We start from the raw sequence: 15099 nt of genomic DNA on the forward strand, positions 1-15099 counted from the left end.
GTGCGTCGTCAGACCGAGCGCAGCGCCAGCACCACGTTGTGGCCGCCGAAGCCGAACGAGTTGTTGATCGCGGCGATCGTGCCCTCGGCGGGCAGCGCGCGCGGCTCGTCGCGGACGATGTCCGCGTCGATGTCCTCGTCCAGGTCGTCGACGTTGATGGTCGGCGGGGCCGTCCGGTGGTGCAGGGCGAGGACGGTCATGACCGTCTCGATGCCGCCCGCGCCGCCCAGGAGGTGGCCGGTCATCGACTTGGTCGCGGAGACCGCGACGTGGTCGAGGTCGTCGCCGAGGACCTTGCGCAGCGCCTTGATCTCGGCCGCGTCACCCTGCGGGGTGGACGTGGCGTGCGCGTTGAGGTGCACGACCTCGGACGGCTTGAGGTCGGTGCTGTCGAGCAGGCTCTGCAGCGCGGCGGCGATGCCGCGGCCGGTCGGCTCGGGCTGGGCGATGTGGTGGCTGTCCGCGGACAGGCCCTGGCCCAGCACCTCGCAGTAGACCCGCGCGCCGCGCCGGGCGGCGTGCTCGGCCGACTCCAGGACCACGACGCCGGCGCCCTCGCCGAGGACGAAGCCGTCACGGCCCTTGTCGTACGGGCGGGAGGCCTTCTCGGGCTCCTCGTTGTTCTTGGACATCGCCATCATGTTGGCGAAGGCGGTGATGGGCAGCGGGTGGATCGCCGCCTCGGTGCCGCCCGCGACGACCACGTCGGCGCGGCCGGTGCGGATCATCTCGACGGCGTAGCCGATGGCCTCGGCGCCGGAGGCGCAGGCGCTGACCGGGGTGTGGACGCCCGCCTGGGCGTTCACCTCCAGGCCGACGTTGGCCGAGGGGCTGTTCGGCATGAGCATGGGCACGGTGTGCGGGGAGACGCGGCGGACGCCCTGCTCCTTGAGCACGTCGTACTGGTCGAGCAGGGTGGTCACGCCGCCGATGCCGGAGGCGATGACGGTGCCGAGGCGCTCGGGGGCGATGGACGAGTCCTCGCCGGCCTTGGCGGAGTAACCCGCGTCGGCCCAGGCCTCACGGGCCGCGATCAGCGCGAACTGCGCCGAGCGGTCCAGCTTGCGGGCGAGCGGGCGGGGCAGGACATCGCCGGGGTCCACGGCCGCGGTCGCGGCGATGCGGACGGGAAGGCCGGCGAAGCGCTCGCCCTCGAGGGGCTTGACGCCGGACCGGCCGGCGAGCAGAGCCTCCCAGGTCGTCGCGCTGTCGCCACCCAGCGGTGTGGTTGCGCCGATACCGGTGACGACCACGGTGCGATTGGTCGAGCTCACAGGGATTCTGTCTCCACGTGTAGAGGTGCTGGTGAACCGCCACCACTGGGGTGGCGACGAACGCTCAGGTCAGGCCTGGTGCTTGAGGATGTAGTCCGCGGCGTCGCCGACGGTCTTGAGGTTCTTGACGTCCTCGTCGGGGATCTTGACGTCGAAGCGCTCCTCGGCGGCCACGACGACCTCGACCATGGACAGCGAGTCGACGTCCAGGTCGTCCGTGAAGGACTTGTCCAGCTTGACGTCCTCGACGGGGATGCCGGCGATCTCGTTCACGATCTCGGCGAGACCGGCGACGATCTGCTCCTGGGTGTGAGCCATGTGGCGCTCCTTCTATCTGTGCGGTGGAACCTGCGTGGTACGGAAACTGCTGGTGCGGTGAGTCCTCCGCGGCCGGCGGGGAAGCCGGGCCGCGAGGATCTCGCCTAGGGGAGGGTAACGACCGTGGCGGCGTAGACGAGACCCGCCCCGAAACCGATGACGAGCGCGGTGTCCCCGCTCTTGGCGGCGCCGGTGGCCAGGAGCCGCTCCATGGCCAGCGGAATGGAGGCCGCGGACGTGTTGCCCGTGGTCTCCACGTCACGGGCGACCGTGACGCTCTCCGGCAGCTTGAGGGTCTTGACCATCGAGTCGATGATCCGCATGTTGGCCTGGTGCGGGATGAAGACGTCCAGGTCCTCCGCGCTGACCCCGGCGTCGTCCAGCGCCTGCTGGGCGACCTTCGCCATCTCGAAGACGGCCCAGCGGAACACCGCCTGGCCCTCCTGCGTGATGGCCGGGTAGCGGATCTCGTCCAGCGGCGTACGGGCCTGCGCGCCGTCACCGCCGGGGACCGGGGTGGTGCGGTAGGCGTCCCAGCCCAGGGTCTGCTTGATGGTGTGCGACTTGTCGCCCTCGGAGCCCCACACGACCGGGCCGATGCCCGGCTCGGTGGCCGGGCCGACGACGACGGCGCCCGCGCCGTCACCGAACAGGAAGGCCGTCGCGCGGTCCTCCAGGTCGGTCAGGTCCGACAGCCGCTCGACGCCGATCACCACGACGTACTCCGCGGAGCCCTCGACGACCATGCCCTTGGCGAGCGCCAGGCCGTAGCCGAAGCCCGCGCAGCCCGCCGAGATGTCGAACGCGGCCGGCTTGCCCGCACCGATCTTGTGCGCGATCTCGGTGGCGATCGCCGGGGTCTGGTGGAAGTGCGAGACCGTGGAGACGATCACGGCGCCGACCTGCTCCGGCGCGATGCCCGCGGCGGCGATGGCCTTGCCGGCCGCCTCGACCGACATCGAGGACACCGTCTCGTCCGGGCCGGCCCAGTGGCGGGTCGCGATGCCGGAGCGGGAGCGGATCCACTCGTCGGAGGAGTCGATGTGCTTAAGGATCTCCTCGTTCGGCACCACCCGGGTGGGGCGGTAGCCGCCCACGCCGAGGACGCGCGCGTACGGGGCGCCCTTGCTCGGCTTGATCTTCGCGGTCATGCTCTGAGGCTCCTTATTCGGCCGGGGAACCGGCGGGTGCGGCGTACTCGGCGATCAGCTCGCGGGCTGCGTCGAGGTCGGCCGGCGACTTCAGGGCCAGGGTCTTCACGCCGGGCAGGGCACGCTTGGCCAGGCCGGTGAGCGTACCGCCGGGGGCCACTTCGAGCAGGGCCGTCACGCCGAGCTCCTTGAACGTCTCCATGCACAGGTCCCAGCGCACCGGGTTGGCCACCTGGCCGACCAGCCGCTGCACGACCTCCGTGCCGGAGGTGACGACGCCGCCGTCCTTGTTCGAAACGTACCGGGTGTGCGGCTCGGCGGGGGACAGCTCCTGCACGGCGGCCTCCAGGGCCGACACGGCGGGCGCCATGTGGTGCGTGTGGAACGCGCCGGCGACCTTCAGCGCCACGACCTTGCGGGTGCCCTCGGGCTTGTCCTCGGCCAGCGCGGCCAGCTGCCCGGCGGTGCCGGCGGCCACGATCTGGCCCGCGCCGTTCACGTTCGCGGGGGTCAGGCCGAGCTTCTCCAGGTGCGGCACGACGACCTCGGGGTCGCCGCCGAGGAGGGCGGCCATGCCGGTCTCGGTGACCGCCGCGGCCTCGGCCATGGCCAGGCCGCGCTTGCGGACCAGCTCCATCGCCGCCTGCTCCGGCAGCACGCCGGTCAGCGCCGCGGCCGCGAGCTCGCCCACGCTGTGACCCGCGGCGGCGCCCACCAGGCGGGCGAAGTCGTCCGCCGTGGGGAACAGCTGCCGGGCCGAGACCAGCGCGGACGCGACCAGCAGCGGCTGGGCGACGGCGGTGTCGCGGATCTCGTCCGCGTCGGCGTTCGTGCCGTAGTGGACGAGGTCCAGGCCGATGGCGGCGGACCACTCACGGAGCCGGTCTTCGACACCGGGGAGGTCGAGCCAGGGGGTCAGGAAGCCGGGCGTCTGAGCGCCCTGGCCGGGAGCGACGAGTACGAGCACCCTCACACTCTCTCTCGTGGACGGCTCCGGCCACCCGTGGGGATGGGGACCAAGAACCGTCAGGGGAATTGTTGACGTTCGACAAAAGGCTAGAGGGCCGTCTCCGTGTCGGCCAGACGCCCCAGGATGAGCGCGATGCGCAGGGTGAAAGCCGAGCGGACATCGGAGGGTGACCAGCCGGTGACGTCCGTCACACGTCGGAGGCGGTATCTCACGGTGTTGGGGTGGACGAACAGCATCCGTGCCGCGCCTTCCAGGCTGCTCGCCTGCTCCAGGTAGACGCTCAGCGTCTCCAGCAGGGCCGAGCCCGCTTCCTGTAGCGGTCTGTAGATCTCCTCCACCAGCTGGTCACGGGCTGTGGCGTCCCCGGCCATCGCCCGCTCCGGCAGGAGGTCGTCCGCCACCACCGGGCGGGGGGCGTCCGGCCAGGCCGCGCAGGCCTTCAGGCCGGCCGCGGCCGCCTGCGCGGAGCGCGTCGCCGACAGCAGGTCCGGCACCACCGGGCCGGCCACCACCGGGCCCGCCGCGAAGGGCCCGATCAGCGCCTTGGCCGTCTGCAGCGGCTGGTCGGAGCCGCCCGCGATGACCACCAGCCGGTCGCCGAGCACCCCCGTCAGCACCTGCAGCTTCGCGTGCCGGGCCGCCCGCCGGATCGCCTCCACCGTCAGCTCGCTGTCCCCGTTCGGGGCGGTCCCCAGCACCACGCAGACGTGTGACGGGGCGCTCCAGCCGAGGGCCGCGGCCCGGGACAGGGCGCCCTCGTCCGCCTCCCCCGACAGCACCGCGTTGACCACCAGCGACTCCAGCCGGGCGTCCCACGCGCCGCGCGCCTCGGCGGCCTGCGCGTACACCTGCGCGGTGGCGAACGCGATCTCGCGGGCGTAGACCAGCAGGGCCTCCCGCAGCACGCCCTCGTCGCCCGGCGCCGCCACCTCGTCGATGGCCGATTCCATGACCTCGATGGTCGTGCGGACCATCTCCACCGTCTGGCGCAGGGTGATCGCCCGCGTCAGCTCGCGCGGGGCCGTGCCGAACACGTCCGTGCTGATGGCCTGGGGGGTCTCCGGATGCCGGAACCACTCGGTGAAGGCCGCGATGCCGGCCTGGGCGACCAGGCCGATCCACGAGCGGTTCTCCGGGGGCATCGCCCGGTACCACGGCAGCTGGGCGTCCATCCGGGCGATGGCGGCGGCGGCCAGCGTGCCGGAGGACTTCTCCAGGCGGCGGAGGGTGGCGCTGTGCGGATGCGGGGTGTTAGCGGCGGGTTCAGGCACGGGGACAAGCCTGCCTTATTCGGGTCCGGTGCGGGGCCGCCGGGCTACCGTAGCCCGATGACGCACGTACAGCGGTCCGTCCAGCGAGCCGGTGAACGCTTCCGCGGCGGCGACCCGGACGCCGGGATCGAGACCTGGCACGCCTTCTCCTTCTCCGGCTTCTACGACCCGGACAACGTGCGCTTCGGGCCGCTCGCGGCCTGCAACGAGGAGAGGCTCGCGCCGGGGGCCGGGTTCGCGGAGCACCCGCACCGCGACGTCGAGATCGTGACCTGGGTCGTCGAGGGCGAGCTCACGCACGAGGACTCCACGGGGCGGGCGGTCGTCGTGCGGCCCGGTGACGTGCAGCGGCTCAGCGCGGGCGCCGGGGCCCGGCACTCGGAGCGCAACGAGGGCGCGGTGCCGCTGCGCTTCGTGCAGATGTGGCTGACGCCGTCGGAGTACGGGGGCGAGCCGTCGTACGAGGTGGTGCGGGGCGTCGGCGACGCGCCGTACGCCCTGGCGGGCGGCGATGCGGTGCTGCACGTCCGGCGCTTGCGCACCGGCGAGCGGGCAGTCCTGCCGGGGGCGCCGTGGGTGTACGTGCACGTCGTACGTGGCGCCGTCCGGCTGGACGGGGAGCTCCTGCTGGAGGCCGGCGGCGCGGCGCGGTTGCTCGACGCGCCGGGCGTGGAGGCGGAGGCCGCCGGCTCCGATGCGGAGCTCCTGTGCTGGGAGATGCACGCCGAGCCGCACTTCGGCTGAGGCACGCGGGGCTCCGCCCCGGACCCCGGTCCTCAAACGCCGGACGGGCTTTTCGGTGGTGTGCCCGGACGGGCTTTTCGGTGGTGTGCCCGGACGGGCTATTCGGTGATGAGCTCCGCCAGGACCGCGTCCGTGAACGCCGGCCACGCTTCGATGGCCCACGGCCCGAACGCCCGGTCCGTCAGCGCCACGCACGCCGCGCCCGCCTCCGGGTCCACCCACAGGAACGTGCCGGACTGGCCGAAGTGCCCGTACGTACGCGGTGAGGACGACGAGCCGGTCCAGTGCGGGGACTTGCCGTCGCGGATCTCGAAGCCGAGGCCCCAGTCGTTGGGCCGCTGGTGGCCGTAGCCGGGCAGGATGCCGGTGAGGCCGGGGAAGGCCACCGAGGTGGCCCCGGCGACGGTCTCCGGCGAGAGCAGCCGCGGGGCCTGCAGCTCCGCGGCGAACCGCACCAGGTCGGAGACGGTCGAGACGCCGTCCTTCGCCGGCGAGCCCGGAAGGTCCGTCGCCGTCATCCCCAGCGGCTCCAGCACCGCCTCCCGCAGGTAGTCCGCGAAGGGGATGTCCGTGGCCTTGGCGATGTGGTCGCCGAGGGCCTCGAAACCGGCGTTGGAGTACAGCCGCCGCGTGCCCGGCTCGGCCATCGCGCGGGGCTCGTCGAAGGCCAGCCCGGAGGTGTGGGCGAGGAGGTGGCGGACCGTCGAACCGGCGGGCCCGGCGGGCTCGTCCAGCTCGACCGCGCCCTCCTCGACGGCGACGAGCGCGGCGTAGGCGGCGAGCGGTTTGGTCACGGAGGCCAGCGGGAAACGATGCCCGGCCGGCCCGTGCGTGCCCACCGTCGTGCCGTCGGCCCGTACGACCGCCGCCGCAGCGGTGTCCACCGGCCAGTTCTCGATCATCCGCAGGCTCTCCATGGGTCCGAGCCTATCCGCCCGCCCGCCCCGGCCAAGATTCCCCCAAGACTTCGCTTGCCTGGAGTGCACTCCAGCTCTCTAGCGTTGTGGTCATCGCAAGGGCGGCGACTGCGACCGCCCGCGAACAGGGGGAAGTGCCATGACCGTCTTGGACAGCGCGCCCGTGGGGACGCCGGTACCGCCGGCCATCGTGTGCACCGTGCTCGAACAGCAGCGGCACGGCCGCCCGGCGGGGCGCGACCGCTACACGATCAGTGAAGTGGCGGGCTGCACGGGGCTGTCGGTCCACACGCTGCGCTGGTACGAGCGGATCGGGCTGATGCCGCACGTGGACCGCTCGCACACCGGCCAGCGCCGCTACACCGACCGCGACCTGGACTGGCTGGACCTGGTGGGGCGGCTCCGCCTCACCGGCATGCCGGTGGCGGACATGGTCCGCTACGCACGGCTCGTCCGGGAGGGCGAGGACACGCTGGCGGAGCGGGAACGGCTGCTCACCGCGCACCGCGAGGACGTCAGGAGGCGCATCGCGGAGCTGCAGAGCACGCTGGAAGTACTGGACTACAAGATCGATATCTATTCCGACGCCCGGCGACGGGCCGAGGCTGCCGAAGGGGCCTGACCTACTCATGACGGACAGCAACGACACGATGGCGACCGCGACCCTCGGCACCGGCGGCCCCGAGGTGGGCGTGCAGGGGCTCGGCTGCATGGGCATGAGCTTCGCCTACGGGCCGACGACCGATGTGGACGAGGCCCGGGCGACGCTGGAGCGGGCGCTCGAACTGGGCGTCACCCTCTACGACACGGCCGACATGTACGGCGCGGGTGAGAACGAGAAGTTCCTCGCGCCCTTCGTGCGGGCCCACCGCGACCGGATCGTCCTGGCCACCAAGTTCGCCATCGACTTCGACCCGGAGAACCCGCAGAAGCGGACGATCCGCAACGACCGCCCGTACATCCGCCGGGCCGTCGAGGGCAGCCTGCGGCGGCTCGGCGTCGACGAGATCGACCTCTACTACATGCACCGGCGCGACGTGAACGTCCCCATCGAGGAGACGGTCGGCGCCATGGCGGAGCTCGTGGCCGAGGGCAAGGTCAAGCACCTGGGCCTCAGCGAGGTCACCGGGGGCGAGCTGCGCGCCGCGCAGGCCGTGCACCCGATCGCCGCCGTGCAGTCGGAGTGGTCCCTGTTCAGCCGCGACATCGAGGCCAACGTGGTGCCCGCGGCGCGGGAGCTGGGCGTCGCCCTCGTGCCCTACTCGCCGCTCGGGCGCGGCTTCCTGACCGGCTCCTTCGTCCACGCCGAGAACGAGCTGTCGGGCGACGACTTCCGGCGTTCCCAGCCCCGCTTCACCGGCGACAATGCCGAGGCGAACGCCGCGCTGCTGGAGCCGGTGCGGCGGATCGCGCAGGAGCGCGGCATCTCCCTCGGCCAGGTGGCCCTCGCCTGGGTCCAGCAGCAGGCGCAGGTGCACGGCCTGACGGTCGTTCCGATCCCGGGCACGCGCCGCCGCTCCCGCCTGGAGGAGAACACGGCCGCGACCCGGATCACCCTGACGGCGGACGAGCTCGCGGCCCTGGAGCCGATCGCGGAGAAGGTCGCGGGCGGCCGGTACGCCGACATGTCCTTCACCTCGGCCGGCCGCGAGTAGCCGGCGCGGGCGGCCGACCGGGGTGACGCCCCGTCACCGGCCGCCCGGAGCCACCAGCCCCGACTCGTAGGCGAAGATCACCGCCTGGGCGCGGTCGCGCAGGTCCAGCTTGGCCAGGACCCTGCCGATGTGCGTCTTGACGGTCTGCTCGGCCAGCACCAGGGTCGCCGCGATCTCCTGGTTGGACAGTCCGCGGGCGATGAGCCCGAGGACCTCGGTCTCGCGCGGGGTGAGACCGTTCAGCCGCAGCGCCGGGCCGCCCTTGCGGGGCGCCGGGCGCTGCTTGGCGAAGTCCGCGATCAGACGGCGCGTCACGGACGGGGCCAGCAGGGCCTCCCCGGCGGCCACCACCCGCACGGCCGAGATCAGGTCGGCGGGAGGGGCGTCCTTCAGCAGGAAGCCGGACGCCCCCGCGCGCAGCGCCTCGTAGACGTAGTCGTCGACGTCGAAGGTCGTGAGCATCAGGACCTTCGGACGGTGCGTCACACCGGGCGGCGGGGACAGGAGCTGCCGCGCCGCCTCCAGCCCGTCCATCTCCGGCATCCGGACGTCCATCAGCACGACGTCCGGGTGGGTGCTGCGGCTGACCTCCAGGCCCTGCCGCCCGTCCGCCGCGTCGCCGACGACGTCGATGTCGGGCTGGGCGGCCAGCAGCGCGGCGAAGCCCGCCCGCACCATGGCCTGGTCGTCGACGATGATCACCTTGATGGTCATGCTGAAACGGAGTCCTCTTCCGGAGCGGTCGTGAACGGGAGCCGGGCCGCGACCCGGAAGCCGCCGCCGGGCAGCGGGCCGGTGTCGAGCGTGCCGCCCACCAGGCGGACCCGCTCGCGCATGCCGACCAGGCCGTGGCCGGTGCCGCTGGTCTCCAGCGGCGGCGCGTCCCGGTCCGCCGCGGGGGCGTTGACGACCAGCACCATCAGCCCGGCGCCGGCGTCGCCGGCCGACACGGAGACCCGCGTCTCCGCGCCCGGCGCGTGCCGGACGACGTTGGCCAGGGCCTCCTGCACGATGCGGTACGCGGAGAGGTCCACCGCCTGCGGCAGCGCGTCCGGCAGCTTATCCGGCATGGTGAGCTCCACCGGCAGCCCGGACCGCACGGTCGCCTCGACCAACTGGGGGATCCGGCCCACGCCCGGCTGCGGCGCCCGCTCGGTGCCGCCGCCCGCGCCCGAGGCGTCCTCGCTGCGCAGCACCCCCAGCAGCCTGCGCATCTCCGTCAGCGACTCCCGCGCCGTCGCGGCGATCGTCGCGAACTCCTCCCGTGCCTCCCCGGGCAGGCCCGCGAGCCGGTACGGGGCGCTGTCCGCCTGCACGGTGATCACCGACATGTGGTGGGCGACCACGTCGTGCAGCTCGCGGGCGATGCGGGCGCGCTCCTCCAGCAGGGTGCGCCGGGCCCGCTCGGCCTCGCTGATGGTCTCCTGCTCGGCGAGCGCCCGCCGCGCGTCCCCGCGCTCGCGCAGCGCCCCGGCGAGCAGCATCAGCATGCCGCCGACCACGAACAGCGTCACCCAGACGTTGGAGGAGCTGCGCTCGGGCGACAGACTCCGCAGGACCGCGCCCGAGACGCCGGTGACCAGCCAGATCGCGACGAGCGTCGGGCGCCGTTCCCGCATGCCGGCCGCGAGCATCAGCAGCAGCAGGCCCATGACGGTCATGGGCGGCCACGGCCAGGGCCACTCGCCGTTCACGGGCTCGGACAGCAGGACCAGCGCCGTGGCGAGGTCCGCCGCGAAGGCGATCGCCCAGGCGAGCAGGGGCCTGCGGACGGCGACGAGCAGCGGCACGGTCTGGGCGACGGCGAGGGACAGCCCGAAGCCGAAGCCCAGGCCGTACTCGTGCGTCAGCAGGTTGCCGGTCAGCGGCAGCAGCAGCGCCGTGAACAGCGCGGCGACCACGTAGGGCAGCTTCCGCACCCAGCCGCGGCGCGACCGGCCGCCCAGCGGCACGGGCGGCCCGGCGGGGGTGCAGACGTCGATCAGGTGGGCGCGCGCACGGGCGAGGGGAGCGGGGAGCGACTGGATCATGACCCCTTCACCCTAGGCCGCGGCACGCGCGAGGACGTCACCCCTGGGTGGGGGCTCGCGGGTCATACCGGGGTAGCACCGGTAGCGGCCGGGAGGCCGGTCACAGCTCGGCGAGGAGCTGCGCCTTCTTCGCGCTGAACTCGTCGTCGGTCAGGAGCCCGGCCTCGTGCAGCGCGCCCAGGTGGCGGATGCGGTCGGCGATGCCGCCGGGGTCGGGGCGGGCGGCCGGCACCCGCACGGCCGGCCCGGTGGGCGCCGCGGCGCGGACGGCTTCGAGGACCGCCGCGCCGAAGGGCAGCGATTCGTGCAGCAGGCCGTAGCCCATGCCGAAGACGACGGCCGCCGGGTTCTGGTCGGCCTGGCCGGGCGGCTGGTCCTCGGTGCCGCGCGGCAGGAGCCGCAGATGGCCGCCGGCGACCTCGGGGGAGCGCCACTCGACGCCCGAGAGCTCCTCGACGGCGAACCGCTGGTCGCCCGCCTTCCACTTGGCGGACGAGGCGCCCGTCCAGAACCAGCGGAAGGAGACGGAGCGGCCGTCGAAGGAGGCCTTGCCGTCGTAGGCCTTGAAGGACGGCGGGGGAGCGGGCGCCGCGACGAGCGGGCGCTGGGCCGGATCGGCCGCGTCCGGGCCGAGGGCGGCCCGTATCTCGTCGGCGTAGTACTCGGCGAGGGCGTCGCGCTGTTCGGGCAGCACCAGCCGGTACGGGTCGGTGCTCTCCTTGAGCTGGCCGTCGGCGACGTCCATCAGCGGATCGGCGCCCGGTCTCGGCACCGCACGCAGCACCACCGTCCCGCGCTTCCCCGGGGCCAGCTCCACGCCCGCGAGCGCCTCGTAGGGGATGCGTCGCTCACCGAGCGCCTGGAGCAGCTTCGGCGTGCGGATCCCCCGTTCGAAGCGGATGAGCACGGAGTCGGTGTCGAACTCCCAGACGGTGTGGAAACCCGTCAGCACATCACCCATGCCCGTCATCGTATGCGGCACCCGCCCGGGCGTCCCCCCTGCGGCCGCTACGCGCGTCGTCTCCCGTACGGCAGAGGTTGCCGGCCGGCGCCGCGAGACGCGCTGCTACGTGCCCGACGTGCAGGCCTCGTTCGGGTCGGCGCACGACACGCTCGCCGGCTCGCCGACGCCGATGCCCGCGAAGTTGGCCAGGCTCGTCGTGCCGGGCTCGAAGTAGCCGGCGTGGCCCTCCGCGCCGCGGGCGGACATGACCCGCGCGCCGAAGCCCTGCGAGACCGGGTCGGCGCCGTGGCCGAGGCCGCCGACCTCCAGGTGGGGGACGCCCTGGATCCAGTCGTCCGGGTCGCGCATGGCCCATATCCGGGCGCTGGTCCGCAGCTCGGAGACGTGCTCGGCGCGCAGCCCGGGGCTGCCGGCGACGGCGATGTCGGTGACGCGCGGGGACAGGTCGCGCGCGGCGACGCCGCACACCACCGAGCCGTAGCTGTGGCAGACGAGGGCGACCCGGGAGTCGCCGGGCAGCGCGCGGACCGCGGCGCGCAGCCGCAGGGCGCCCTCGGCGGCGAGCTTTCCGGTGGCGGCGTCCATGCCGACGCCGGCGGGCGAGGTGTAGTCGGCCCAGGCGATGACGGCCGTGCGGGTGCCGGGGGCGGCCTTGCGCTCGGCGGCGTAGAGGGAGCGGGCCATGCCGACGGGGGCGCTGTTGGCGCGCTGGGACTTCTCGAACGTCAGCACGTTGGTGTCGACGCCGGGGACGACGACGGAGACCCGCTGGGCCCGGTCGAGGTCGCCGACGACCTCGGCGACGCGGCCGTCACCGGTGGGGTCGAAGGCGAGGATCTGCCGCCCCTCCGCGCGCAGGGACTCGAAGCGGTGCATGCGGCGCAGCGCTTCCTGGCGGCCGACGGGGCTGAGGCCGCTCGCGTGGCTGCGGCGCTTCTCGACGGCACGGGCCCGGTCGAGGGCGGCGCGGTTGGCGCGGTAGCGCAGGACGGACGGGGCGCCGTTGAGGTTGCCGACGACGATGGGGTACTCGTCGGCGAGCCGGGCCTGCTGGGCACCGGTGAGGGTGGCGAAGAAGCGGGCCACGGTCTCGGGGGCCGTCCCCGGGGCCGGCAGCGGCCGGCCGGCTATGGAGCCGTGCAGCCAGGCGCTGAGCGAGGCCGTCCGGGCGTCCCCGGTCGCCTTGTGACTTCTGACGGCCGTCCAGCCGGTCGTGCCGAGCATGACGAACACCACGGCCAGGGCGAGCAGCGCGCGCCACACGGTGGCCGTGTTGGTCCACGGTACGGAGGAGGGGGAGCCGAGCTCCGGAAAGGAAGTCACCGCGGGACACCTTAGGAGAAACCCGGCGGCGACTGCGGGGTCCGTGAGCTATCTCACGTTTGGGTGGGGGGAATTGGGCACAAGCTTGGTTTTCTCGATCAAGCGCGCCAATTTTCCGCCAATGCCGGACCCAGCTGGTCCAGATAGGTGACGGTGAGCCTCCGGAGATCGTCCGGGCCGCCCTCCCCGTGCTCTCCCCAGATGCGCGCGGTGACACGCATCACCCCGCCGAACGCGGCCACCAGGACGTGCGGCCGGGGGTCGGCCCGCAGATCCAGACCCTCGCGCCGGGCGATCTCCCCGGCCAGCTGCTCCTCCACCTCGGACAGCAGCCGCAGCCGCGCCGCCAGCAGCTGGGGCGTCGACTCGATCATGCGGTACGTCCGCATGTGCAGTTCCAGCGGTACGACCGCCTCGATCACCCCGCTCGCGCCGTCCCAGGTGTCGAGGACGGCCCCGCGCAGGGCGGCCAGCGGGGCCTCGGGGGCGGGGCGGGAGCGCAGCGTGGCGAGGAAGAGGGCGTCGAGGGCGGTGTGCATCGCCAGCGCCACCTCGTCCTTGTTCGCGAAGTAGCGGAAGAAGGTGCGCTGCGAGACCTCCGCGGCCTCGGCGATCTCGTCGACGGTGGTGCGCTCGTAGCCCTTGCGGGCGAACAGCTCCAGGGCGGACCGGATCAGGGTGTCCCGCGTGCGCTGCTTCTTCCGCTCGCGCAGCCCGGACGGCGCCGCCGGGCGGGCCGCCGCACCCTCGATCGCGTGCATGGGTCGTCTCTCCTCCGCCACGTTTGTGCTGCTCAGGATAGCCGCGGGTGAATACGGCAGTCACCGGCGCATGCTGCCGTCAGCCAATTGTCAGTGGCTGCCATAATTCTTGCCATGACGTCTCAGACCGCTGTCGCCGAGGCGCAGCAGGAGCTCGGTCCCCGCAAGGGGCTCCGCGGCCACCCCTGGCTGACCCTCGTTACCGTGGCGATAGGCGTGATGATGGTCGCGCTCGACGGCACGATCGTCGCCGTCGCGAATCCCGTCATCCGGGATGACCTCCACGCCTCGCTCGCCGATGTCCAGTGGATAACCAACAGCTACCTCCTCGCCCTCGCGGTCGCGCTGATCACCGCGGGCAAGCTGGGTGACCGCTTCGGTCACCGGCTGACCTTCCTCATAGGTACCACCGGCTTCGCCGCCTCCTCCGGAGCCATCGCGCTCTCCGGCAGCGTGTCGGCCGTCGTCGCCTTCCGCGTCCTCCAGGGGCTCTGCGGCGCCCTGCTGATGCCCGCCGCGCTCGGCCTGCTGCGCGCCACCTTCCCGGCCGGGAAGCTCAACATGGCCGTCGGCATCTGGGGCATGGTGATCGGCGCCTCCACCGCCGGCGGCCCCATCCTCGGCGGCGTCCTCGTCGAACACGTCAACTGGCAGTCCGTCTTCTTCATCAACGTGCCGGTCGGCGCCGTGGCCCTCGTCCTCGGCCTCCTCATCCTCAGGGACCACCGCTCCGACCACGCCCCGCGCTCCTTCGACCTCCCCGGCATCGGCCTGCTCTCGGCCGGCATGTTCTGCCTCGTCTGGGCGCTCATCAAGGCCCGCGACTGGGGCTGGGGGGACGCGAAGACCCTGCTCTTCCTGGCGGCCGCGGCCCTCGCCCTCGCCCTCTTCGTGGTGTGGGAGACCAAGGCCCGCGAACCCCTGCTGCCGCTGCGCCTGTTCCGCTCCGTACCGCTGACCGCCGGCACCGTCCTGATGCTGCTGATGGCGTTCGCCTTCATCGGCGGCCTGTTCTTCGTCACCTTCTACCTGCAGAACGTGCACGGCATGAGCCCCGTCGACTCGGGCCTGCACCTGCTGCCGCTCACCGGCATGATGATCGTCGGCTCGCCGGCCGCGGGCGCGCTCATCACGCGCGTGGGCCCCCGCATCCCGCTGGTCGCGGGCATGCTGCTGACCACCGCCGCCTGCTTCGGCATGGCCCGCCTCGAACCCGGCTCCGGCACGGGCGTGATGTCCGTGTGGTTCGCCCTCTTCGGCCTCGGCCTCGCCCCCGTCATGGTCGGCGCCACCGAAGTCATCGTCGGCAACGCCCCGCTGCAGCACGCCGGCGTCGCGGGCGGCCTGCAGCAGGCCGCCATGCAGGTGGGCGGCTCGCTCGGGACGGCCGTCCTCGGCGCCGTCATGGCCGCCCGCGTCGACGACACCCTGCCCGGCAAGTGGGCGGAGACCGGGCTCCCCGCGGGCACGCCGGAGCAGGCGGCCCGGGCGGCGGACGCCGTCGCGGTCGGCGTGGCCCCGGTGCCGCCCGGGGCGCGGCCGGAGGTCGCCCGGGTGATCACGGACGTCGCGCATGACACTTTCGTGTCAGGGATGAGCCTGTCCTTCACCGTCGCCGGTGTCGTCGCGGCCTGTGCGGCCCTGGTCGCGCTGTTCACCAAGCGCGGGACGAACCCCGAGGCGGCGGCCGGCGCGGCCCACATCTGACCCGGACGCCCGCC

The 15099-nt window shown here is 73.3% G+C and carries 15 protein-coding genes; 4 read left to right on the top strand and 11 right to left on the bottom strand.

Going from position 1 to position 15099, the window contains the following annotated elements; all coding sequences use genetic code 11:
- Window positions 1–8: 8 nt before the first annotated feature.
- The 5 genes from fabF to ACFZCD_RS25870 form a co-directional block, all read right to left on the bottom strand.
- Window positions 9–1274, bottom strand: a complete 1266-nt coding sequence (gene fabF, locus ACFZCD_RS25850) for a beta-ketoacyl-ACP synthase II (RefSeq protein ID WP_391834744.1) — start codon at window positions 1272–1274, stop codon at window positions 9–11.
- Window positions 1275–1343: 69 nt separating this feature from the next.
- Window positions 1344–1592, bottom strand: a complete 249-nt coding sequence (locus ACFZCD_RS25855) for an acyl carrier protein (protein ID WP_391834746.1) — start codon at window positions 1590–1592, stop codon at window positions 1344–1346.
- 104 nt (window positions 1593–1696) lie between these two features.
- Complete coding sequence (locus ACFZCD_RS25860) at window positions 1697–2743, bottom strand: ketoacyl-ACP synthase III (RefSeq protein ID WP_391834748.1); 1047 nt, start codon at window positions 2741–2743, stop codon at window positions 1697–1699.
- Between the two features lie 13 nt (window positions 2744–2756).
- The gene (locus ACFZCD_RS25865) at window positions 2757–3710 is read right to left on the bottom strand and encodes an ACP S-malonyltransferase (protein WP_391834750.1); all 954 of its coding nucleotides are present in this window, start codon (window positions 3708–3710) and stop codon (window positions 2757–2759) included.
- 89 nt (window positions 3711–3799) lie between these two features.
- Complete coding sequence (locus ACFZCD_RS25870) at window positions 3800–4984, bottom strand: PucR family transcriptional regulator (RefSeq protein WP_391834752.1); 1185 nt, start codon at window positions 4982–4984, stop codon at window positions 3800–3802.
- A gap of 57 nt (window positions 4985–5041) precedes the next feature.
- Here ACFZCD_RS25870 and ACFZCD_RS25875 point away from each other — a divergent pair, with 57 nt between their 5' ends.
- Window positions 5042–5728, top strand: coding sequence for a pirin family protein (locus ACFZCD_RS25875; RefSeq protein ID WP_391834754.1), 687 nt, complete (start codon window positions 5042–5044; stop codon window positions 5726–5728).
- Between the two features lie 98 nt (window positions 5729–5826).
- Here the strand turns inward: ACFZCD_RS25875 and ACFZCD_RS25880 are convergent, their stop codons facing one another.
- The gene (locus tag ACFZCD_RS25880) at window positions 5827–6645 is read right to left on the bottom strand and encodes a serine hydrolase domain-containing protein (RefSeq protein ID WP_391834756.1); all 819 of its coding nucleotides are present in this window, start codon (window positions 6643–6645) and stop codon (window positions 5827–5829) included.
- A gap of 139 nt (window positions 6646–6784) precedes the next feature.
- On the opposite strand from ACFZCD_RS25880, the gene ACFZCD_RS25885 reads away from it, so the two are divergent.
- Together ACFZCD_RS25885 and ACFZCD_RS25890 are read left to right on the top strand one after the other, a co-directional pair.
- Window positions 6785–7267, top strand: a complete 483-nt coding sequence (locus ACFZCD_RS25885) for a MerR family transcriptional regulator (RefSeq protein ID WP_391834758.1) — start codon at window positions 6785–6787, stop codon at window positions 7265–7267.
- Window positions 7268–7274: 7 nt separating this feature from the next.
- Complete coding sequence (locus tag ACFZCD_RS25890) at window positions 7275–8300, top strand: aldo/keto reductase (protein ID WP_391834760.1); 1026 nt, start codon at window positions 7275–7277, stop codon at window positions 8298–8300.
- A gap of 33 nt (window positions 8301–8333) precedes the next feature.
- On the opposite strand, the gene ACFZCD_RS25895 is transcribed toward ACFZCD_RS25890, so the two are convergent.
- The 5 genes from ACFZCD_RS25895 to ACFZCD_RS25915 form a co-directional block, all read right to left on the bottom strand.
- On the bottom strand, window positions 8334–9014 hold the full coding sequence (locus ACFZCD_RS25895; RefSeq protein WP_391834762.1) for a response regulator: 681 nt from the start codon (window positions 9012–9014) through the stop codon (window positions 8334–8336).
- The gene (locus tag ACFZCD_RS25900; RefSeq protein WP_391834764.1) at window positions 9011–10330 is read right to left on the bottom strand and encodes a sensor histidine kinase; all 1320 of its coding nucleotides are present in this window, start codon (window positions 10328–10330) and stop codon (window positions 9011–9013) included. The genes ACFZCD_RS25895 and ACFZCD_RS25900 overlap by 4 nt, the downstream gene beginning before the upstream one ends.
- Window positions 10331–10430: 100 nt before the next feature.
- Complete coding sequence (locus tag ACFZCD_RS25905; protein WP_391834766.1) at window positions 10431–11291, bottom strand: DUF4429 domain-containing protein; 861 nt, start codon at window positions 11289–11291, stop codon at window positions 10431–10433.
- A gap of 105 nt (window positions 11292–11396) precedes the next feature.
- Entirely contained in the window at window positions 11397–12617 is a 1221-nt protein-coding gene (locus ACFZCD_RS25910; RefSeq protein WP_391834768.1) for an alpha/beta hydrolase, read from the bottom strand.
- 98 nt (window positions 12618–12715) lie between these two features.
- Window positions 12716–13378 carry a TetR/AcrR family transcriptional regulator gene (locus ACFZCD_RS25915; RefSeq protein WP_391834770.1) on the bottom strand — a complete coding sequence of 221 codons (663 nt, stop codon included), beginning with the start codon at window positions 13376–13378 and terminating at the stop codon, window positions 12716–12718.
- A gap of 114 nt (window positions 13379–13492) precedes the next feature.
- Between ACFZCD_RS25915 and ACFZCD_RS25920 the strand changes: the two genes are divergently transcribed.
- Window positions 13493–15085, top strand: coding sequence for an MFS transporter (locus tag ACFZCD_RS25920; RefSeq protein ID WP_391834772.1), 1593 nt, complete (start codon window positions 13493–13495; stop codon window positions 15083–15085).
- Window positions 15086–15099 lie beyond the last annotated feature (14 nt).

Source organism: Streptomyces sp. NPDC008001 (genome assembly GCF_042958085.1).
In the GTDB taxonomy this organism is placed as follows: Bacteria; Actinomycetota; Actinomycetes; order Streptomycetales; family Streptomycetaceae; genus Streptomyces.